The 21,095-nt window shown below is 43.5% G+C and carries 16 protein-coding genes; 1 reads left to right on the top strand and 15 read right to left on the bottom strand.

Translation table 11 applies throughout. The annotated features are described in order from the left end of the window. Positions 1 to 175: 175 nt before the first annotated feature. The 12 genes from ypzF to AC6CHU_RS06585 form a co-directional block, all read right to left on the bottom strand. Positions 176 to 310: a protein YpzF gene (gene ypzF / locus AC6CHU_RS06640; protein WP_258549819.1), complete on the bottom strand. Its 135-nt coding sequence runs from the start codon at positions 308 to 310 to the stop codon at positions 176 to 178. 58 nt (positions 311 to 368) lie between these two features. Beyond that, positions 369 to 1,850, bottom strand: a complete 1,482-nt coding sequence (locus AC6CHU_RS06635; protein WP_498120838.1) for an amidase family protein — start codon at positions 1,848 to 1,850, stop codon at positions 369 to 371. A gap of 124 nt (positions 1,851 to 1,974) precedes the next feature. Further along, positions 1,975 to 3,099, bottom strand: a complete 1,125-nt coding sequence (locus AC6CHU_RS06630) for a DEAD/DEAH box helicase (RefSeq protein ID WP_159862080.1) — start codon at positions 3,097 to 3,099, stop codon at positions 1,975 to 1,977. A gap of 406 nt (positions 3,100 to 3,505) precedes the next feature. Next, entirely contained in the window at positions 3,506 to 5,893 is a 2,388-nt protein-coding gene (locus tag AC6CHU_RS06625) for an immune inhibitor A domain-containing protein (RefSeq protein WP_498120836.1), read from the bottom strand. 335 nt (positions 5,894 to 6,228) lie between these two features. Beyond that, entirely contained in the window at positions 6,229 to 8,160 is a 1,932-nt protein-coding gene (locus tag AC6CHU_RS06620; RefSeq protein ID WP_498121007.1) for a bifunctional 2',3'-cyclic-nucleotide 2'-phosphodiesterase/3'-nucleotidase, read from the bottom strand. Positions 8,161 to 8,437: 277 nt separating this feature from the next. Then, complete coding sequence (locus tag AC6CHU_RS06615) at positions 8,438 to 8,818, bottom strand: methyl-accepting chemotaxis protein (protein ID WP_498120834.1); 381 nt, start codon at positions 8,816 to 8,818, stop codon at positions 8,438 to 8,440. A 55-nt stretch (positions 8,819 to 8,873) separates the two neighbouring features. Then, positions 8,874 to 10,112, bottom strand: coding sequence for an ATP-binding protein (locus AC6CHU_RS06610; RefSeq protein ID WP_251283269.1), 1,239 nt, complete (start codon positions 10,110 to 10,112; stop codon positions 8,874 to 8,876). Between the two features lie 142 nt (positions 10,113 to 10,254). Then, entirely contained in the window at positions 10,255 to 11,388 is a 1,134-nt protein-coding gene (locus AC6CHU_RS06605; RefSeq protein ID WP_498120832.1) for a zinc-dependent alcohol dehydrogenase, read from the bottom strand. A 106-nt stretch (positions 11,389 to 11,494) separates the two neighbouring features. Next, on the bottom strand, positions 11,495 to 12,220 hold the full coding sequence (gene tatC / locus AC6CHU_RS06600; protein ID WP_498120830.1) for a twin-arginine translocase subunit TatC: 726 nt from the start codon (positions 12,218 to 12,220) through the stop codon (positions 11,495 to 11,497). Between the two features lie 56 nt (positions 12,221 to 12,276). After that, positions 12,277 to 12,462: a twin-arginine translocase TatA/TatE family subunit gene (locus AC6CHU_RS06595; RefSeq protein ID WP_251283272.1), complete on the bottom strand. Its 186-nt coding sequence runs from the start codon at positions 12,460 to 12,462 to the stop codon at positions 12,277 to 12,279. Between the two features lie 9 nt (positions 12,463 to 12,471). Continuing rightward, positions 12,472 to 14,112, bottom strand: coding sequence for a PhoX family protein (locus AC6CHU_RS06590; RefSeq protein ID WP_498120828.1), 1,641 nt, complete (start codon positions 14,110 to 14,112; stop codon positions 12,472 to 12,474). Between the two features lie 167 nt (positions 14,113 to 14,279). After that, on the bottom strand, positions 14,280 to 15,737 hold the full coding sequence (locus AC6CHU_RS06585) for an alanine/glycine:cation symporter family protein (RefSeq protein ID WP_159862088.1): 1,458 nt from the start codon (positions 15,735 to 15,737) through the stop codon (positions 14,280 to 14,282). Between the two features lie 267 nt (positions 15,738 to 16,004). On the opposite strand from AC6CHU_RS06585, the gene AC6CHU_RS06580 reads away from it, so the two are divergent. Continuing rightward, on the top strand, positions 16,005 to 17,213 hold the full coding sequence (locus AC6CHU_RS06580) for an MFS transporter (protein WP_159862089.1): 1,209 nt from the start codon (positions 16,005 to 16,007) through the stop codon (positions 17,211 to 17,213). A gap of 30 nt (positions 17,214 to 17,243) precedes the next feature. On the opposite strand, the gene AC6CHU_RS06575 is transcribed toward AC6CHU_RS06580, so the two are convergent. The 3 genes from AC6CHU_RS06575 to AC6CHU_RS06565 form a co-directional block, all read right to left on the bottom strand. Then, positions 17,244 to 18,581 (bottom strand): CoA-disulfide reductase, encoded by a 1,338-nt coding sequence (locus tag AC6CHU_RS06575; protein ID WP_159862090.1) that lies wholly within the window; start codon positions 18,579 to 18,581, stop codon positions 17,244 to 17,246. 99 nt (positions 18,582 to 18,680) lie between these two features. Then, positions 18,681 to 19,469: a class II aldolase/adducin family protein gene (locus AC6CHU_RS06570; protein WP_159862433.1), complete on the bottom strand. Its 789-nt coding sequence runs from the start codon at positions 19,467 to 19,469 to the stop codon at positions 18,681 to 18,683. 204 nt (positions 19,470 to 19,673) lie between these two features. Then, complete coding sequence (locus AC6CHU_RS06565; protein ID WP_251283276.1) at positions 19,674 to 20,933, bottom strand: S8 family peptidase; 1,260 nt, start codon at positions 20,931 to 20,933, stop codon at positions 19,674 to 19,676. Between the last annotated feature and the right edge of the window lie 162 nt (positions 20,934 to 21,095).

Below are 21,095 nucleotides of genomic sequence, written 5' to 3'. Positions count from 1 at the left end.
CTGCACTATAAATATAGCTGCATTTTAAAGTTTAAGATGCTGAATACCCAGCTTTTACTTTCAGATAACCTCTTTTACATGCATATAGCTCACTTTTATTTTCGGATAGCCTTTACACGCCCCTCTGGTATGACAGCAGCAAAAAATCCCCCTTTTAAAAGGGGGATTGGGTTCATCAGTCCTGCACATTGTTTTCTTTCTTTTCTTTGCTTCCAGTTGTGAATTCAACAAGCTCTTCGCTTGTTCGCTGCGGTCTGTGTTTATTGTTGTTGCGCTGTGCATTGCCATTTCCAAGTTTGGTTCTGCCCATATTCTCATCTGCTCCTTTTTTGGTTTATCAGGAGTAGTATGAGTCAATCAGGGAGCTGTTATTCTGATGCCAGCACTCCAAGTTCAGGGGCTTTTCTATGCCTGGTAGCCTGTTCAAAAGCATAGGCAAGTTTAATCAGGAGCGGCTCACTGTAGGCAAGTCCTGTAAATGTGATGCCCACCGGCTCTCCTTCAGGGGTATATCCGGCTGGTACTGTGATGGATGGATATCCCGCTTTTGCAGGGATGCCTGCCCCATAATTATTCGGGAACACGATGGCATCGAGATTATGCTCCTGCATTACGTAATCAATACCCTGCTCCCCTGAAAAATAGATGTCCTTCTCAAGCGCTGATATATAGGCCATTTCGGTTAAAGCTCCGCTGGTTTCCTCCGCTTCAATCAGAATGGATTGACCGTATTTTAAGCACTTTTCGCCGTTTTTATCATTGAATTTAATGACATCGGATAGGGTGCGAATAGGAAGGTGCGGTGCGACAGTCCGCAAATAGGCATTCACATCCGCTTTAAATTCATAAGTCAGGACGTCGTAGCTCCACTCCGTTTTTGCGGAAGGAATCACTGCTTGGTCGACCACCACTGCACCCAGCTCATTTAATCGGGCTACGGCCTGATTCATGACGGCAAGCTTCTCAGAACTTAAATAGTCAAAATAAGTCTCTCTGGCAATGCCGATTCGTGCTCCCTGCAGTCCGTTTTCATCAAGGAACGAAGAAAAATCCTTCCCCTGCCGATCCTGATTGGTCAGGGTTACCGGATCATTTTCGTCAGAGACGGCCAGCACGTTTAATAATAATGCGGCATCCTTTACCGTTCTCGCCATTGGCCCGGCAGTGTCCTGGCTGTGTGCAATGGGAATAATTCCGGTTCGGCTGACAAGTCCGACGGTCGGCTTTATTCCAACGAGAGAATTCTGGCTGGCAGGACTTAATATAGAGCCCGATGTCTCTGTTCCAATGGCTGCCACTGCAAAATTAGCTGCAATAGCTGCACCGGATCCCGCGCTCGAACCTCCGACATCAAATTTACCCGGCCCGTAAGGATTTAAGGTCTGCCCGCCCCGTGAGCTGTAACCGCTCGGCATCCCTTCTGTCATAAAATTAGCCCATTCTGTCATATTAGTTTTTCCTAAAATAACAGCCCCCGCTTGTCTTAATTGAGATGCCACAAATGAATCCCTTTGTGCAAAGTGATTCTTTAAGGCAAGTGAGCCTGCAGTTGTCCGCATTTTGTCTCCTGTATCAATATTATCCTTTAATAATATGGGAATGCCGTGAAGAGGGCTGCGCGGCCCCTTCTTCTCTCTTTCCGCGTCAAGAGAAGCTGCAATATGCAGTGCATCCGGATTTAGTTCTAAAACAGAATGAATATTTTTATCCAGCTGTCCAATTCGGTACATATACATTAATACAAGTTCTTTGGAGGTAATTTCCCCATTCTGCATTTTTTCCTGCAGTTGATCTATTGTGGCTTCAAGCAGATACTTATCATGAAAACTCTCTAGCCTTGGATTCTCCATTTTATTGATTTCCCCTATTCTTTAGTGAAATAAAGCTGTACTTACTAATTCGCTTAGATTACGGGAAATTCCTTTTTAAAAAAAGGCCGGACACCAACTGATTCAGGTGTCCGGCCCTTAATCTTTATACGATTTGGCCGCCGCGCATGACTTTCTTTTCTGCAGTGAGGCTCAGTTCTTTCACCATTTTCTTCAGTTCGCGCTCTTCTCTCTCAGTAACAAGAGAGATAACAGTTCCGCCAGCGCCGAATCTTCCTGTTCTTCCCGACCGGTGAACATATTGATTGATATCCTTCGGGAAGTCGAAATGTACGACATGGGTAACACCTTTGATGTCCAGCCCCCTTGCCGCAACATCTGTGGCAATCAGCATATTTGTTTTACCCGTGCGGAAATTCTTAATCGCTTTCTGCCTGTCAAATTTGCTCAGGTCGCTGTGCAAAGTGCTTGAAGAGATATTTTTAAAATCAAGCTTTTCAGCCATGACGGTAAGGTTGCCAATATCCTTAACAAATACCAGTGCCTTTATGTCCTCAAGCCTTGAGATCTTCTCGAGCATTTTGATTTTATCCCGCGCTTCCGCCACAAAATAAATATGGTCCACTCCTGCAGCCTGAATGGTTTCATCCTTCTCGACACGGATGACTTCAGCATCAGCTGTCAGCTCTTTCGCGAGCTGCTCAACAACCGGAGGCAGTGTAGCTGAAAACAGCAGAACCTGGCGTTCTTTAAGCGTAGATTTAACAATGTTTTGGACCGTCTGAGTGTGTTCCTTAACGAGAAGCTGATCGCCTTCATCAAGGACAACGGTTTTGACTTCATGCATTTTCAGCTTCTTCTGTTTAATCAGCTCCAGCACCCGTCCCGGCGTTCCTAAAGCAATATGAGGATGTTTCTTTAATTTTTCAAGCTGCCTTTTCACATTGGCACCGCCGATAAAAGAAGCAGCTTTAATCCCGCTGCCTTCAGCCCACTTTTGAATCTCGCTTAATATCTGCATTACAAGCTCCTGTGAAGAGGCTAAAATGACAGCCTGAACGGCCTGTTTATCCGGGTCTATTTTTTCCAGGACCGGCAGCAGGTAAGCAAGTGTCTTTCCGGTTCCAGTCGGAGACTCGGCAATAACATCTCTGCCTTCCAGGGCCTCTGGCACCGCTTCTGCCTGAATGGTCGTCGGCTGAGCGAATGCTGACTTTTTCCATGCCTCCTGGATAAATGGCTTCATATTTTCAATAAAAGATTGTGTCATATGTTACTCCTTTAACTTTATTGCGTAAAATCAGATTAATTATTATTAGTATAGCCGAAAATCGGAAAAAACTAGTATCGGTAATGATACTAGCTTATAGGCAGGAAGTTGTCCACCTTAAAAGATGGCTCTATTCGTATAAATTATTAATTTCCAAGTGCTCCCTTTCCGCTGGGCGGACGATGAGCATCCTCTAGGCTGTGCGTCTGCGGGGGCTCACCTGTCCCGTTGGACTTTGAATAAGCTTCCTTGATTAAACACCGCACGAAGAAAATGCGCATGCATTTTCGAAAATCTCGCACTTACGCTACAATCAGCTATGTAAATTAATACAAAAAGCAGAAAACTTTGCGAACAGTTTAAATGAAAAGGCACGAAGCCTTTTCGGGCATCCGTGCCTTAATACTTACTTATGAATCCATACGGCTCCGGCAGAGTTGTCCTTTGCTTCACCGATCACTTGGAATTTCAGGCCAAATTCAGGAACAATTCTTCCTGCATCAGGAATCATACTGTTAATGAATTGGTTAGAATCATCAAAAACAGAAACTCCTTTGAGGCCAGGATAGTCATAATCTCCGCGGGATGGAGAACTTACCTGCCATGCTGGTGCTTTGTCCAAGGAAAACGCAGCATCTGCAATCTGATATCTTGTGCTTTGAGATACTGTTTCTTTGCCGTCTAACAGACCCGTAATGGCTTCCGGATGAGAATCCACCACTCCAAGAAAACCTTCTCCCGGATGAACGCCAACCCAGTTGTCTGTGTGGCTGTCATCAGCATACCAAACAACTAAACCAGTGTTGTATTTTACCCCTCTGGAATGGGCAAGAGCTGTATCGGAGCCAGCGTAATTTCTCCACTCAAGGTAATAGTGGTTCTTCGCAAAGCTGATTCCATTGGAAACAATAAATCCGTCAAGTGCCATCTGTGAGTTTCCTTCAGCATCGTCTGAGAAAATCACATTGCCGTCAGCCATAACAGTGATTTCATCCATCGCAAACCCATCCAACGCTAAGCCGCCGTCTGTTACATATTCAAATGTCAGGCTAACCTTTTTACCTGCAAATTCGCTTAAGTCATATGTCTTATCTGTCCATTGTCCTTTTGAAGATTCAGCGCGGGCATCACCATCTGTATCTTCATCACCGATAACATCCAGCTCAGCTTCTGTCCCATCAGATGCCTTTGCAGTAACTGTCAGATAATCATAATCAAACTCAATATCAAAATATGCCTTTGCGTTAAAGGCTGCTGTTGTGGCACTTGTTAAATCAAATTCAGGCGTCGTCAAAGTGGTATGAAGATCATCGCCTTTTGTGCTGTAGTAATATTTCTCCCCGAATGCAGGTGCAATTCCCTTCACTTCTTTTTCAGGCAGATTTACTTTAACAATTGCCGGGTTTTTCGATTTGGTTACACTTTGGTCAATAACCGTTGCCATGCCTTTTTTATCAATATCTTCATAATTTACTTCCATAATATTAGCCCAGTTTCCGCCCATGCCTTTTTGGAAAAACTCTTTATTTTGCGGTGAGAAGCTGGTTGGTTCAGTACCTGCTATTTCCCCGTTCCAGCTGCCTCCGCTCATGATGGACCAGGAAGCAATCGGCTCACCCTCACCGGTATACTGTGTATCATACTCATCCGGCAATCCCAGATCGTGGCCAAACTCATGAGCAAACACCCCGACAGCTCCGTCTTCAGGCTGGATTGTGTAATCAAATGCTCCCATTTTTCCGCCCCAGTAATCTACCTTGGCTGTTGTATTTGGAACTGCAAATACTCCTTCAAGCGTCCAGCGGTGAGACCAGATGGCATTATCACCGAGCGCACCTCCGCCAGCTTCCTGACCTGTACCGGCGTGGATAATCATGAGATGGTCAACCAATCCATCAGGCTCGTTAAGGTTTCCATCACCATCTAAATCATATAGATCAAATTCATCGTATTCTGACAGATCCATTCCCGCGTTTACAGCCGCCTTTAAAGCTTCTTTTACTAAATCGCGAGGTCCAAGAGGTGATAGATTGTCATGGCCACCGCTAGGACTATCATCACCATAGTCACTTGCTTTTCCAGGGACAGTAAGCCAATCTGATACAGTGCCATCCACCGTGTAGCTGCCTCCGGACTGCTCTTCATAGTACTGCTTAAACGTTTTCACTTTATCTCCGTTAAATAATTTAAATTCAGTATCGCCAAACATCAGTTTTTCATAGTGGTCTTTGCTGAAATCATCAGCGTACATGTAGCCCTCTTCCTGTGTTACATTATTATGCTTGAAATCTTCGAATTCGGTTAAAAGCACAAGCACTTTATCTGTTCTGACATCACCATTGTATTTTGCATCCTTGGCCGGATCTACTTTTACATAGCCGTCCGGTTTGCCCTTTTTGAAATTTTTATGTCCTTTGTTCAGCTGCTTTGACAGCTTGTCTTTTTGTTTGGTTAAAAAATCTTTTGTTTTTTTGTCAAATTCATCTTTATGAGTATGGCTATTTTTTGTACTTCCTGGCTGCTTTTCACCCTGTTTTTCATTTATGTAATCCTTAACAGCCTTTTCTATTTCTTTTGATGATGCTTCCTTTTTAACTAGCCCTCTTTCCTTTAAAGCCTTTCCGAGCCGGTCTTCATTCACGATGTTTAAATCAATCGGTGCAGAAAGCTCCTCTGCTGAAGCTTTTGAAGGAGATGCTGTCCCAACAAAAGATCCCGCAAATAGCGCAGCTGCCATCATCGTGCTGGCTGTAATAGAAGATACAACCTTAAAAGGTTTGTTCTTATTATTCATCTTGTAGCCCCCTATATAATTTCTCTGAATTTTCGAAGCGCGAAATTAATTCTATCAAACTAACATAAAGTTTTTAATAGTCTAACAATACTGTTATTTTAATATTTTGATAAATTTTGAGTAGGTAATAATACTCGATTTTTTCAGAACGAACACTGAAATTAGGTATTCATGCTTACTTAGGAGGAATAAAAAAAGAGCATCAGACTGTTCTGATGCCCTTTCTATTATTCATTCATTTTGGTAATTCTTCTTCAACACTTCTTTAGTCCTTTGATTCAGCCTGATAAAGCATCAAGGCCGACGAGATCCAAAGACTGGACTTCAAATGGCTGTTACTCCGGGAATTGAAGCGAATACTTTGCAAAGCCATTGGCTGCTTCCCCGGCATAGCCGATTCCGCTGTCTTCAGCAATCGCATCCTTTGCATCAGGTGAAGATACGAACGTTACATTTACTTTACCGGCAACCGATGCAAATGACCAATTGGCATCTGCAGAAGGATCGATGGTTTGTTCTTCGCGAATATAATCAATGATCGTCTGGCGGTTTTCATCCGGATAAAGCTCTGCTGCCGTATTGTTTCTAACTCCAGGGAATGTTCCGCTGGCCCGATAATTATTGGTCACTACAATGAATTCCTGATCCAAATCAATAGGTGCCCCGTTATACTGAAGATTTTTGATTCTGTTTGCATCGGCATGAACCAGCTTGCCATCTTTATCATACTTTGCAGGTTCTGTAACATCGATCTCATATGTCACACCATCGATTACATCAAAGTTATAAGTAGGGAAATCCTCATTAATGAGTGACTGTTCACCCGCTTCATTTTCGTTTATCTGATTGAACTGGCCAGCAGACATTTCAAGCCATTCTTTCACATCTCCCCCTTTAACTTTTACAGTAGCAACTGTGTTCGGATACAGGTATAGGTCTGCTACATTTTTGATGGCGATTGTGCCATCGGGGATATATGTGTAATAGCTTGCCCCGTTGCGGCCGCCCGCTTTAAAGGGTGCTCCTGCTGAAAGCACCGGTGTGTTTTCATCTGGTGTTCCTTTTAATTGCTTTTCGATATACCACTTCTGTGCATTCGTCACAATTTGAATAGACGGGTCATCTTTGACAAGTGCAAAATAGCTGTGGATATCAGCGGTTGTTTCCCCCACAGGCTGGCGGACATAATTCACCGTTCCTTCATGCTCTTCCTTTACCGCTTTCAAAATGGCAGGATCTGCATCTGCGACGCTTTCCTTTACGGTTGCGCCGGATTCATTTTGATAGCTTCTAAAAATGGACCTTAAGGAGGACTGGGAATCCTTCACCCTCCACTTGCCTTTCACCTTGGCAATGGTCAGGTCCATAACACCAAGCTGGTTGCCCCAGCTGCCCGGCATGATGAACGGCACCCCGTTGACCGTTCCTTTTTCTGTATCCACTCCAGGAAGATCGGTGAAATCTCCCGGAAAATTTTTATGGTTGTGGCCGGAAATAACCGCATCTATTCCATTTATTTTTGTTAAGTCGTAGGCCGCATTCTCTTCCATCTCTGCATATTCCGCGTCCCCCATACCGGAGTGAGCAAGCGCAATGATAATATCAGCCCCGTCTTTCTTCATTTTAAGAATGTTAGCTTTTACTGATTTTACAATATCTTTTGTAATGATTTTCCCATCAAGATTGGCTTTATCCCATTGTGTAATCTGCGGAGTCACAGCACCGATCACCCCAACCTTAATGACCTGCTTTCTGCCTTTTTCGTCAACGACTTTTTTCTTGATGATTGTATACGGTTTAAAGTAATTTTTATCGTTTTTAGGATTTTGATCATGATCATCTTTATAGACATTGGCATTTACATAAGGAAATGGCGAATCATCCAGAACCTCATCTAAATAGTCAAGTCCATAATTGAATTCATGGTTTCCTACTGTTGCTGCATCATAGTCCAGCAATTCCATCGCTTTGAAGACTGGATGCATTTCCCCATCCTCAAGCTTATCAACTTTTGCTTTATAATCGCCAAGCGGATTCCCCTGGATTAAATCTCCGTTGTCAAATAGTAAGGTGTTTTTCGCTTCTTTTCTTGCCTGTTTGATCAGGGTAGCTGTTTTCGCAAGGCCAAATTCAATCGTCTCAGCATCTTTATAATAATCATAGTTATAGAGGTGTGTATGTATATCTGTTGTTCCTAATATCCTCAGACTCACATCATGGCTGAACTTTTGCCCCGGCTTCCCCTTATGATCGGGCATTGCTGCCATTACCGAATCATATGAAATAGGAGCAGCTAAGACAGAAAGGGACAGCGTAGCAGCGAGAATTGTTTTTCCTAATTTGCGCGCAGGATTTTTCAAATGAATACATCTCCTCAATTTTAGTAGATTAGGATGATAACATTCATAATTCTATCTATTTTTTGACTTATTTGAGAATGAGCAATTAGGTGCAATTCTTAGTAATTTTTTGTAAAAAAATAATCAAAAAACAGCACCCTCGAAGGATGCTGCATCATTTTATCTCCACCCTCAGACTTTTCCTTTAATTCCTATGCAAGCACTGACAGTCTTTCGGTTGTATGATTGATTCCTGTATGGACTGAACAATGCTGTCCAGGTCATTTTTGTTGCGGCCATACATATCCAGATATTGTTCCATTTCCATTTTAACGGTAACAAGCCCGCCTTTTACCTGCTGAATCCGAGTCTGTGATTCTTTGGTTGAGAGATTCATGGAGTTCATGGTATCAACCAGAACGCTGCTTTGATTATCACTTTTTTGGATTTGTTCCTTGATATGGCTGCTCATCTTCTTAGAGTTTTCAGCCAGCTTCCTCACTTCGGTTGCTACTACGGCAAACCCCCGGCCTTCATCCCATATTATGTATAAGAAACTATAAATCCTCTGTTTGCACAGGGTCATTTGACCTAAATATTAATAGAGGATGCACCCAAAAGGGTACATCCTCAAATTTCTGCTACTCTGCAGGCTGCTCTATTGGAATAGTAAGGTTCACAATTGTTCCTTTTCCCACTTCACTTTCAAATAGGATTCCAGCCCTGTGTTCTTCTATAATCTGCTTGGTAACCATCAGGCCCAGACCAGTTCCATCCGGTTTAGTTGTATAAAACGGATCTGCTATTCGCTTCAGATTATCTTTATCAATTCCACAGCCTTCATCTTTAATGCTGATCAGAACCTGGTCACCCTCCTCCACATTGGCTGAAATCAGGATCGTGCCGCCCACAGTCATAGATTCCATGGCATTTTTAATCAGATTAATAAAAGCCTGTTTCAGCATATGTTCATCACACTGAACTCTGGGAAGGGAGTTCAAGTTCTCTGTTTCAAAGCGGATATTTTGACTGGCAGCCTGTTCTTTAATAATGGAGAGGACGTAGTGAATCACTGCATTCAGTTCAACACTTTTAAACACAGGCAGCCTCGGTTTGCTCAGGATCATCAGGTCATCGGCTATCAGATTAATGCGGTCGATTTCTTCGATCATAAGTTTATATCGATTCCTGTCTTCAGGGTGTTTTTCCATCTGCAGCTGAGTAAACCCTCTTAATGCTGCTAAGGGATTCCTTACTTCGTGACCCACTGCGGAAGCCATCTGTCCGACAGCAGCCAGCTTTTCTTTCTGGCGCAGTTCCTGGAAAACATGTGTAAGCGAATGAATATATGAATAGAAACGGTTCAGCAGCACATAAGAAACACTTGAAAAAATGATTAAAAGCACGATTGGCACCATTACCTTCTGACTGCTCAGGAAAACACCAGCTAAAAGATACTTCGCAACCATGCCTCCGGTTACAATCCAAAAATAGCGCTTATTTACAAAAATCGGTGCAAATATCATAAATAAAAGTTCTACTGCGCTCCCGCTCTGAAATTCTTTCGATTCACCAAAATAAATCAGCATGCTGCTGCTAAAATCAATCAGGGAAAACCCTGCAAAAAATAAGTATTTTACGAGGAAAGGCCGTTTCGTTCTAATAAAATAAATCCCTATCGGCAAAAGCCCGATAATAGCCAGATAATAGCCCCATCCGAGTCCGCCCTCAGGGAGCCCGATATTGCCGCCAATATTGAGGGGAAGCACGTAATAATAAAATAAATCATATAGCGCTAAAATAATATAAAACAGCCAGATAAAGAGGGTGATTGCCTTTGTTTCTTCTTTTATCAAAGTATCTTGATTAAAGCCTTTCATTTACATGCTCCTTGGTTAACTCTATTAATAATATGCCTTTAGGACTATTATATACGTTTGTGTCGAAACATGTAACATTATGTTATATTCTTAAACTTCAAAAAACCGGTCCTGGCATATCCAGGCCGGTTTGTTATAACGGCTAAGGCTTTAATATAACTTTAATGCAATCATCTTCATGGTCGTTAAAAATCTTATATGCACGATCTGCTTCTTCGAGGGGAATCTGATGAGTAATAATGGACTTAGGATCGAATTCCTTATTCGTGATTTTTTCGAATAGCTCTGGCATGTAGTGCACAACAGGGGCTTGTCCCATTTTAATGGTCACATTTCTCGAGAAAAATTCCTCCAGCGGGAACATATTGTATGTTAGCCCGTACACACCTGTCAGCTGAACGGTACCAAATTTCCGTACGGCTTTCGTCGCTATTTGGATCGGGCCAAGCGTTCCGCCCTGCAGCTTAAGCTTCTGTTCAATTTTTTCCACTGCAGATTTCTTTCCGTCCATACCCACACAATCAATGACTACATCTGCTCCGCCCTGAGTAATTTCTTTTAAATAAGCACCCATGTCATCATATTTCGTGAAGTCATAGACCTCCACATCATTGGTAAGTTTGGCGTGGTTCAGTCGGTAATCAAGATGATCGACGGCTATTACCCGTTTAGCCCCTTTCATCCAGGCGAATTTCTGGGTCATTAACCCGATGGGGCCGCAGCCGAGGACGACGACTGTATCTCCGGATTTTACACCTGAATGCTCTACACTCCAATAAGCCGTCGGCAGCACATCTGATAAAAAGAGCAGTGACTCATCCTCCAGCTCGCATGATTCCGGTATGACAAAGGGCATGAAATTGCCAAACGGCACCTTTAAGAACTCAGCCTGGCCGCCCGGATGATTTCCATATTTCTCTGTATAGCCAAAATAGCCGCCAGAATCGTTATGGGGGTTGGAATTATCACATTGGCTTTCCATGTCATGCTGGCAATAAAAGCAATGCCCGCACGACACATTAAAAGGGATGACCACCCTGTCGCCTTTTTTTACCCGAGTTACATCAGGTCCTGTCTCCTCAACGATTCCCATTGGCTCATGCCCAATAATATACCCTGGCCGCAATGGCATATTTCCCTGATATAAGTGAAGGTCCGATCCGCAAATAGCTGTTGATGTAATCCGAATAATCACATCATCTCTTTTTTCAATTCTGGGATCCTCCACGTTTTTCACTTGAATATCTTTTGCTCCCTGGTAAGTTACAGCTCTCATTGCTTCACACTCCTTAAATGACTTAATAGGCTTTACCCATTTAAGATAGGAGTTAACTCCATAAATATCCAAAAATTAATTTTGAAAATAATTCCAACGGCCATTTTTACTGCACAGCAGCCTGCTTTTTCAGCTTTCGGTTATAGATAATCTTAGACAGGCTCAAACTTGCCTCGTAAAGCACCAGGAGAGGTAATGTAACCAATATATCTGAAATAAAATCAGGCGGTGTGACTAAAATTGCAACTACAATCAGCACGAAATAGGCATACTTCCTTATCTTCTGCAGCGAATAAGGATCGAGGATGCCAAGGCTGGTCAAGAACATAATCACAACCGGAAGCTCGAACAGAAAGCCGAATGGCAATGTTAGATGCAGCACGAATTGAAAGTATTTTTCCGTTGTAAAAAAAGCGGTGAACATTTCTCCGGATAAGGTCATTAAAAAATTTAGAACCATCGGCAAAAGAATGAAATACCCGAATGCTATACCGGTAATGAACAGGAAAAATAACGCGGGTATATAGGATAACGCTACCCTTTTCTCCATACCGGTAAGCGCCGGACTGATAAACAGCCAGATTTGATGGGCAGCTACAGGGATAGCAGCTGCAATCGCGACGACAGACGCAAGCATAAAATAGACCCATAGTATCTCGGAGGGACCAAGAACAGCCAATTTAAAGTCCAGATCCTTAACCAGCCATTGATAAATGTCGCTGACGAAAATAAAGGATAATGCCAGGAACGCTATAAAAACTGCAGCAATAATCATCAGCCTCTTCCGGAGCTCCTCAAAATGCTGGAGAACATTTACTGCCTCATTGTTCAAAATTAATCACCCCAATATAAAAGGAAGGAAGATAACTCTCCCTTCCTTATTCTTTGTTATCGCAATTCTTTTTTCTTATCTTCTGGCTGTTCCTCGGACACAAGTTCGCGTGTGGATTTCTTGAATTCCTTCAAAGTTGTCCCAAATGCCCTGCCGATTTCGGGAAGCTTGGATGGACCGAAAATGATCAGCGCCAGTACTAGAACAATAATTAATCCTGGTATTCCGATATTAGATAGCATAATAACCTCCTAGTACTTGAACCCTGTAATCGCCACAACCCCAGGACGCGGCATGGTGTCTCCCTTGCGGTGCGGCCATTTGCTTGTGGGATTGCTCAGGTCATCCGTCTCTTCTCCCGGATGCTGAACGGACAGGAACAGGGTTGTCTCGTTTGGTGTAAAGGATGGTCCAGTCAGTTCTGCTTCAGCTGGCGCAGAAGCAAACTGAAAGGCTTCGCCTGTATTTTTGCCGATCGTCGGGATGACGAACATGCCATTGTTTGCAAAATGAGTGTAGATTCCTGTATTCAGCTTGCTTGATGACATATCTGTAACAGTCCAGAGATTGCCAAAGCTATCGAAAGTCAGATTATCAGGTGCACTGAAACCGCTCTGTTTTCCGCCGGCTGCGAAGATTTCGAAATCAAAGGTCAGTGCTCCGAGGTCATCTCCATCCTCGATAAATCTGGTAATATGGCCGTGAAAGTTACCATGTTTATCATTGTTGGTATGAGCAATGAATACCGTTTTATCAAAAGGGCTGATTTCCACATCTTCCGGGCGGTCGGTAGGTGTTCCGCCAACAAGCAATGCTGCTTCATGGCAATGAACAGCCACATCGGCCTGTGTTTGGAATTTCTTTAAAAGATCTGCTTTCCCTTTGGCGATTTTCTGTACATTTTCGATCGTTAATGGCACCCATTCTCCGCTTCCCATATTCGCCACATAGAGTGTCCCTTCTTCAAGAAGATCTGCGTTGGCTTTGCCGCGGGACTTTACATATTTATTTTTACTGATGAACTTATACACGCAGGCATCTTTTTTATCATCACCCATATACACGACAACCCGATTGTCATTAGTCAGGCCGACTGCTGCATTTTCATGATTAAAGCGGCCAAGGGCAGTATGCTTGCGCGGCTTAAAATGAGGATCAAACGGATCTATTTCTACAATCCAGCCATAATGTGTATCATTTAATCCTGCATCCTTTGATGTAGATTCGAAATTCTCCTCTGCTGATAAAACCGTGCCCCACAAAGTCCTGCCGCCGGAGCAATTAGCAAAGGTTCCCTGAACATTCGTTGCACCGCCCACTGCTTTTGACCCTCTGGCAGGACCTGTAAGCAGAAAGGGCGTCAAGCCTGTAATACGGCGTGCATACTTAGAATTCGTGTCCATTTTCCATGTACCCTCTTTATCACGGTATACCTCGATAATCGATCCACCCTGGCTGTAAAGCATTTTCTGAATTTGCGCTTCTGTATACTTGCCATTTGCCGGCCTTGCACCATGAACAAATAGATCGCTTGAATATTCATGATTCACCCATAAGAGACCGCGCTTGTCCTTATCGATTGGAAAATATAATGTAAAGTCATTGTTAAATCCGAATGTATCGCCTTTTTTATTAATGACATCTCCATAAGCTGCCACCACATCATATTTATACCCACGCGGCAACACAAGGTCGTCTTTAGCTGTCGGATCAATCGGCTTGAAATTCAATCCAGATATTTTCTTCTGGAATCCGAATAAATGGGCCGCTGCCTCAACCCCCTTAACTTCCGCTTTTGGAACCATTGCCCCCAATCCTGTTGAAGCCACAGTCAATGCTCCCACACCTGTACCAACATAGGTTAAAAATTTGCGGCGGTTCAATTCAGTCATCCTCAGCACCTCTTCTATTGAAATATCAATTTATGTATTTAACTCAAATAAAATACTAAATGATGATTATTAAGAGAATGCTAAGAAATATGCCGAAAATTGTAAAAGTAGATTTAAATATTGTAAAAAAGATGCCCGGCTTCAGCCGGACATCTTTTTTCTTTCTATTAAGATACCTTTTCTTCCTGTGACTTGTATTCTTCTTCCCAGTACTCCGCATTTTTAATGCCAAGCTTTTTGGAATTGAATACTGGATCAAGACCTTGTTTCTTTTGGGCCTCGTAATCTTTCAGTGCAATCAGAGCCGGCTTTCTTAAGATTACGATGGCAATTAAGTTCAGCCAAACCATTAGACCTAAGCCAACATCTCCAAGTGCCCACGCCAGACCTGCTGTTTTAACAGCACCATAGAATGTTGCACCTAGCAAGACAATCTTCAGAATAAACATCGCCAGTTTGCTGTTCTTGCCGCTAATCAGGTAAGCTACGTTTGTTTCAGCCATATAGTAGTAGGCCATGATAGTTGTGAAAGCAAAGAAGAAAAGAGAAACAGCAACAAATCCGGCACCGAAGCCTGGAAGCACAGATTCAACAGCTGCCTGTGTAAAGCCCGGTCCAGCTTCCACTCCAGGAAGGTTTTCGATAATTGGAGTCTTTCCATCAGAGCCGACTGTATTGAACATTCCTGTAAATAGGATCATGAAAGCTGTTGCAGAACATACGAATAGCGTATCAATATATACAGAGAATGCCTGCACAAGGCCTTGCTTTGCAGGGTGGGAAACTTCAGCAGCTGCAGCAGCATGCGGGCCTGTACCCTGACCAGCTTCGTTTGAATAAATTCCGCGTTTTACCCCCCAGGCAATTGCACTTCCAATAATTCCCCCAAACATGGAGTCAGCACCAAAAGCACTGCTGAAGATTAACGAAATTACGCCAGGCAGTTCACCAATGTTCATGGCAATAATGATTAAAGCCACTAAGATATAACCCACTGCCATAAAAGGAACGGTATATTGAGCCACAGTTGCAATACGCTTTACACCGCCGAAAATAATCAGGCCAAGTAAACCGATAATAACAAGACCTGTTACTGTTTTGCTTATGCCAAATGCATTTTCCATTCCAAGCGCAATTGAGTTTGACTGGATGCCAGGCATTAATAGTGCCATTGCCAGCAATGCAGAAATGGCAAAAAGAACGGCGAACCATTTAATTCCGATTCCCTTTTCAATATAATAGGCTGGACCGCCTCGGTATAGCCCGTCTTTTTTCACTTTGTAAATCTGAGCCAGCGTTGATTCAACAAATGCACTGCCTGCTCCGATAAAAGCAATGGCCCACATCCAGAATACAGCACCAGGACCACCCATTGCGATAGCAGTGGCAGTACCTGCGATGTTACCAGTTCCTACACGGCCGGAAAGAGCAATAGATAAGGCCTGGAAAGACGAAACGCCCGCTGCGGAACTTTTCCCTTGAAACATAAGCAGTACCATATCTTTGATATGGCGGACCTGTAAAAATCGAGTTAAGACTGAGAAGAACAACCCTATTGCTAAACAGATGTAAATAACAGGTGTACTCCATAAAATACCGTTTAGCTGATTAACAAAAGCTTCCAAACAACTTCCCCCTTTTTTAGATATATTCTGAATCTTTTTCCTATTAGGAATTATAGAATAAATACTGTTATAAGACAATGTTTTTTTCACGGACTCTGGTAAAAATGTCATAGAAGTTTCTCTGATTCCCTGAGTAAAGCGGTTTTCATCATAGTTGAGAGGATATATATAAATTAGAGTAATAGCATAACCCTTCCTATTTTTTGTCATTTTCGTTATTATATATTTAGGGAAACGAAGTGTTGACCGGAAAGAAGTGTTTCAAACATGGTAAAACAGACAAAAAGAAATTTAATGATTATGTGGTTTGCCAATTTCTTTGTGGCAGGCAGCATGACAATGGTGCTTCCCTTTATATCGTTATATATAGAAAGCTTTGGCGACCATTCTGCCACCTATGTTCAGCACTGGTCTGGATGGACGTTTGCGATCACATTTGTGACGGCGTTTCTATTTTCACCTGTGTGGGGAAGAATCGGGGACCTTTTTGGGCGCAGGAAAATATTGATTCTGTCCGGAATTGGGATGGGCTTATCCATCTTCCTGATGGGATATGTGACTAACGTCTGGCAGCTGTTTTTTCTGAGACTGTTTATGGGGATTTTCACCGGCTTCATCGGTATGTCCCAGGCATTTATTTCCACTCAGACTCCAAAAGAAATCGCAGGCAGGGTAATGGGGACACTGCAGACCGGGAGCATTACAGGGTCATTGATGGGCCCACTTCTCGGCGGAGTTCTCGCTGATTTATTCGGATTCTCAGACACCTTTAAATGGACCTCCATCGCCATATTTGTTTCCGCTTTTCTAGTCTTTTTCACAAAAGAGCACAAAATCCAAACTCAAAAGGGCGAGAAAACACAGTATTCAAGTAAGGCCGTCATTCAGCATATTATCAGCAATCCCGTCCTGCTGACCGTCATGCTGATATCTACGCTTGTTCAAATCGCACATTTCAGTATTCAGCCTATCCTTTCTCTATATGTCAGTGAATTGCACGGACCAGAAAATCTGGCGTTTTTTGCCGGAATTGCTTTTTCAGCTGCAGGGCTTGGCAATCTCTTGATGGCAAGGCAATGGGGAAAAATCGGGGATCAGCATGGCTATGTCAAAACATTGGTTGTTCTCCTCCTTCTCGCAGGTGTGTTTTATCTGCCTGGCGGATTTGTCTCAAACATGTGGCAGCTTGTTCTTGTCCGCTTTGCACTTGGTGTCACCATCGGAGGCATCATTCCTGTCCGGATCGCCTATATTCGCCAGGAAGCACCTGTTGCTATGCAGGGTGAAGTGCTTGGCTACAACACAAGCCTCCGTTTTTTTGGAAATATTATCGGACCCGTCATCGGCGGTTTGATCTCAGGCTATTTAGGTTTTTCGGCCGTATTCGTCGTTACAAGCTTTCTCCTCATCCTAAGCGGACTGATTCTGCTTGGTATCATGAACCGCCATCCGAAGCTGGTGAAGGATTCTTATTAAATGAAAATGAAGCCGGCAGAAATGCTGGCTTCATTTTTCTTTTGCTGCGTTGCTTGCGATATGGACAGCATCCCAGACACCTGCAAATGGAGGGGCGTAACAAAGATCCACCATGCCAAGCTCTTCTGCTGTCATTTTATTGTGGATGGCAACGGCAAAAACATCGATTCGAAGGACCACTCCTTTATTTCCGATGGCGTGGGCTCCGAGAATTCGGTTTGTTCCTTTCTCACAGATCAGCTTGATCCAGATAGGGGTCTGATTCGGATAGTAGCCCGGATGATCTGCCGCTTTAACAAATTCAGTTGTATAGGCTAGGCCAAGCCTTGTGGCATCTTCCTCTGAAAGCCCCGTTCTGCCAAGCTCCATATCAAAAATTTTGATCGCGGCGCTGCCAAGCGTTCCCACATATTTTTCACGACTGCCGGCTATATTGGCCCCAGCGAGGCGGCCGCATTTATTCGCGTTTGTTCCAAGCGGGATATAATCATTTTCTTCTAGCAATCTGTGATATACCTGAGCGCAGTCCCCCGCTGCATAAACCCCTTCAACATTTGTCTGCATTTCACGGTCGATAATAATGGCACCATTTTCCGCCAGCTCTATTCCCGATCCCTCCAGAAACTTCGTAGCAGGCTTTACACCAACAGCTACAAGCACTAAATCGGCTTTATACGAGCCTTTATCCGTTTTGATGCTTTCCACTTTCCCATTGCCGCTAAAGCTCTCCACCTTTTCTCCCAGGTTCAGCTCTACGCCGTGATCACGGATTTCCTTTTCAGCGATATCGGTTATTTCCTTATCAAAAGGTGCCAGGATTCTCTCACCCATTTCAATCACTCGGACATTTTTGCCGAGGGTTTTCATCGCTTCGACCACTTCGATGCCAATATAGCCTCCGCCGACAATGACAACATCTTTCACCTCCGATTTACTGGAAATTTCTTTTAACGCCATCCCATCTTCCATGGTTTTCAGCACGTGAACGTTCTCAAGGTCCGCTCCAGGGAACTGGGGCATGATGGGAAACGTGCCTGTTCCAATCATCAGCTTATCGTAAGTATCCGTAAACATCTCCCCTGATGCAAGGTCTTTAACTGTTACTTCCTTCTTATCTGTATCCACTTTTAATACTTCATGCAGAAGATATGTTTTAATGTTCCTCTCAGAAAATTGCTCCTGTGTTCTTGCAATCATTTTCCGGTGATCATCATTTTCTCCTGAGATATAATAAGGAAGACCGCAGGCACCGTATGATAAAAACTTGCCTTTCTCATAAACGGTAATTTCCGCTTTTTCGTCCATTCTTCTCAATTTCGATGCGGCTGACATACTTGCAGCCACCCCGCCAATGACCAGCAGTTTCATCAGAATCTCTCCTCACGTATCAATAAGCTTTTAGATAGGTTTCGTTAAAGAGGCAAAATTATACAGCATCTCTATACCCTTATAGCTACCCCGCTTTGGCTATTTTAAGACGTTCTTCAATACTTCTTCCGTTACTTTTCGAACTATGCTTTCGATCATTTCTTCCCGATAGCCTGGAGCTGTCCGGCTTTTCTCCCCACAGCCACCATCAGGTATCCCGCCTGTTTTAATGCCCATTTTCTCACGGATTGTGATCAGCTCTGCAATTTGTTCAGTGCTCAATTCATTTGACTTTTGAATGATATGTCCGGAGTACATTAGCATGAGTGCATAGTGTTCCAGTGACTCCATCCGGAAATAGGCCTCTGTTATGTCCCGGCCCCAGGTTAGTGCACCATGATTTGCTAAAAGGACTGCATTGTAATCCCGGCAATAAGGGGCAATGGAATCTGGCACTTCCTGTGTTCCAGGGGTGGCATACGGGGCTACCGGCACTTTGCCAAGCAAGACTACCGCCTCAGGAGTAATGGGTTTTTCAAGACTGATTCCGGCTATGGCAAATGATGTTGCCACAGGCGGATGGGCATGAACTACAGCCCTTGCTTCAGAATTTTCCTGATACACTCTAAGGTGCATCTTTATTTCTGAAGAAGGCTTTAGCTTCCCTTTCAGAATATTTCCTGAAAGGTCCATTTTAACCATCATTTCCGGTGTCATAAATCCTTTGCTCACTCCTGTGGGTGTGGTCCAGATCTCATGGTCTCCTACTTTTATAGAGATATTCCCATCGTTAGCAGCAACAAAGTTTTTATTGTAAACCCTTCTGCCGATTTCGCAGATTAATTCCTTTGCATCCTGATCGCTTATATATGTATTTTGAACAGCCATAGCTGTCAGCTCCTTCCTATTCACATCCACTCCTTATTGTATATTCAAACAGGATTTGCATCATCAGTTTTTACAAGTTTTCATTTTTCGCTAAAAAATGATCATTTCCGCGGAAATATTATGTATTTCGGGATCATTCATGCTATACATAAAAACCGCCCGATCAGAGGATCGGACGGTCTTAGGGGGTATGATACTGCTTGCTTATTTCACGCGCGGGTATCCGAAGCCTGACGCATAGTCATCTCCTGCTGCTGCTCCGTATCCGCCTTTAATGTCATATTGCTTAGCACGGTTTTGAAGCTCTGAGCGAAGTTGAGTATGGCTCATGGATGGACTGGATGACCAGATTTTCGCTGCAAGACCAGCTACGTGAGGTGTAGCCATGGATGTTCCGCTGATCGTGTTATAGCCTCCGTTATACCATGTTGACTCAATGCTTGCTCCCGGTGCAGAAACTTCTACATCTTTTTCCTGAATCACATAGTCACCGTCAGTGCTAGGGTTTCCGCGGGAAGAGAAGTTTGCCACACGGTATGTACCGTTCTGCTGAACATTTTCAAGAGCTGCAACCGCAACCGCATTCTTTAATGCTCCAGGATATCCGATTGTATTAGCACTGTAACCTGAGTTACCTGCCGCCGCCACAATAAGGACTCCTTTGCTGTATGCGTAATCAACAGCACTGCTGATTAATGAATCTTTGCCGCTTGAACCAAGTGACATATTGATGACCACTTTAGAACCTGTGCGGGATGCTTCGTCTGCAACGTGGCGGATTGCAGCTGCAATATCATCTGAGTAACCCGAACCATTATCGCCAAGAACTTTGTATGCCCATAATTTCGCCTGTGGGGCTACCCCATAAATTCCCTGGCCATCAGATCCCCCGTGTGCCAATACGGTTCCAGCTACATGTGTACCATGTCCCTGTCGATCCGTACATGAGCCATTGACAATCGGAGAGGATTGAGTGAAATCCTTACATTGCTCCGCTGAGCCTGCCAGGTCGATATGGTTTGTATGAACCCCTGTATCAAGAACAGCTACCTTAATCCCGCTTCCGCCTGAGGTGCTCGTTATGCCGCTGTTGTTATAGATGGATTCAATCCCCCAAGGTGTCTGGTCACTTGGATATCCAGCGGCCTGAGCCTTCTTGGACGCTGCTGTCCTGACTGTATCAAGTTTAACTTCATGTACTTTTTCAATCTTTAAGTTTTTATTTTTCAATAATGCCTGGTACTGCTTAGCATTGACCTCTGCAGTCATTCCATCGCTGCCAAAATCCCAGCGCTTGTCCACCTGCGAATTCACAGAAGCTGTAGCATTTGATGGGCCTTGGATCAATACCCTATAGGTTTCGTTTTGAGTCTCCGGTTCTTTTGCAAATGCCCCCGCTGTGAAAACTGATAAACCCATTGTCATACTTAGTAATGCTGCTCCTAATGCCCTTTTTTTCTTCATCCTTTTTCTCCTCTCGAATCTTTATTTTTTCTGTCGCTTCTTGTTGCATTTAAAGTATATTTGAAATATTCAGACTCTATCAATATGCTAAATTATTTAATCATCAGACTTTGGAATCAGGCACTAAAACATAGTTTCTTAAAAAGTATCAGGTAATTTGGA

It is taken from the genome of Cytobacillus sp. GQ23 (assembly GCF_059758675.1).
Note: the sequence above shows the minus strand (reverse complement) of the source record. Positions and strands in the feature narration are given on the sequence as shown.

What these genes read in the sequence shown, in the direction of transcription:
- AC6CHU_RS06625 (WP_498120836.1), bottom strand. Translation starts at nt 5,893, where the DNA reads ATGAATAATAAGAACAAACCTTTTAAGGTTGTATCTTCTATTACAGCC.
- AC6CHU_RS06570 (WP_159862433.1), bottom strand. Translation starts at nt 19,469, where the DNA reads ATGGCTGTTCAAAATACATATATAAGCGATCAGGATGCAAAGGAATTA.
- AC6CHU_RS06595 (WP_251283272.1), bottom strand. Translation starts at nt 12,462, where the DNA reads ATGCTATCTAATATCGGAATACCAGGATTAATTATTGTTCTAGTACTG.
- AC6CHU_RS06590 (WP_498120828.1), bottom strand. Translation starts at nt 14,112, where the DNA reads ATGACTGAATTGAACCGCCGCAAATTTTTAACCTATGTTGGTACAGGT.
- ypzF (WP_258549819.1), bottom strand. Translation starts at nt 310, where the DNA reads ATGGGCAGAACCAAACTTGGAAATGGCAATGCACAGCGCAACAACAAT.
- AC6CHU_RS06630 (WP_159862080.1), bottom strand. Translation starts at nt 3,099, where the DNA reads ATGACACAATCTTTTATTGAAAATATGAAGCCATTTATCCAGGAGGCA.
- AC6CHU_RS06575 (WP_159862090.1), bottom strand. Translation starts at nt 18,581, where the DNA reads ATGAAACTGCTGGTCATTGGCGGGGTGGCTGCAAGTATGTCAGCCGCA.
- AC6CHU_RS06610 (WP_251283269.1), bottom strand. Translation starts at nt 10,112, where the DNA reads ATGAAAGGCTTTAATCAAGATACTTTGATAAAAGAAGAAACAAAGGCA.
- AC6CHU_RS06620 (WP_498121007.1), bottom strand. Translation starts at nt 8,160, where the DNA reads ATGGCAGCAATGCCCGATCATAAGGGGAAGCCGGGGCAAAAGTTCAGC.
- AC6CHU_RS06605 (WP_498120832.1), bottom strand. Translation starts at nt 11,388, where the DNA reads ATGAGAGCTGTAACTTACCAGGGAGCAAAAGATATTCAAGTGAAAAAC.
- AC6CHU_RS06565 (WP_251283276.1), bottom strand. Translation starts at nt 20,933, where the DNA reads ATGAAGAAAAAAAGGGCATTAGGAGCAGCATTACTAAGTATGACAATG.
- AC6CHU_RS06615 (WP_498120834.1), bottom strand. Translation starts at nt 8,818, where the DNA reads ATGACCCTGTGCAAACAGAGGATTTATAGTTTCTTATACATAATATGG.
- AC6CHU_RS06635 (WP_498120838.1), bottom strand. Translation starts at nt 1,850, where the DNA reads ATGGAGAATCCAAGGCTAGAGAGTTTTCATGATAAGTATCTGCTTGAA.
- AC6CHU_RS06580 (WP_159862089.1), top strand. Translation starts at nt 16,005, where the DNA reads ATGGTAAAACAGACAAAAAGAAATTTAATGATTATGTGGTTTGCCAAT.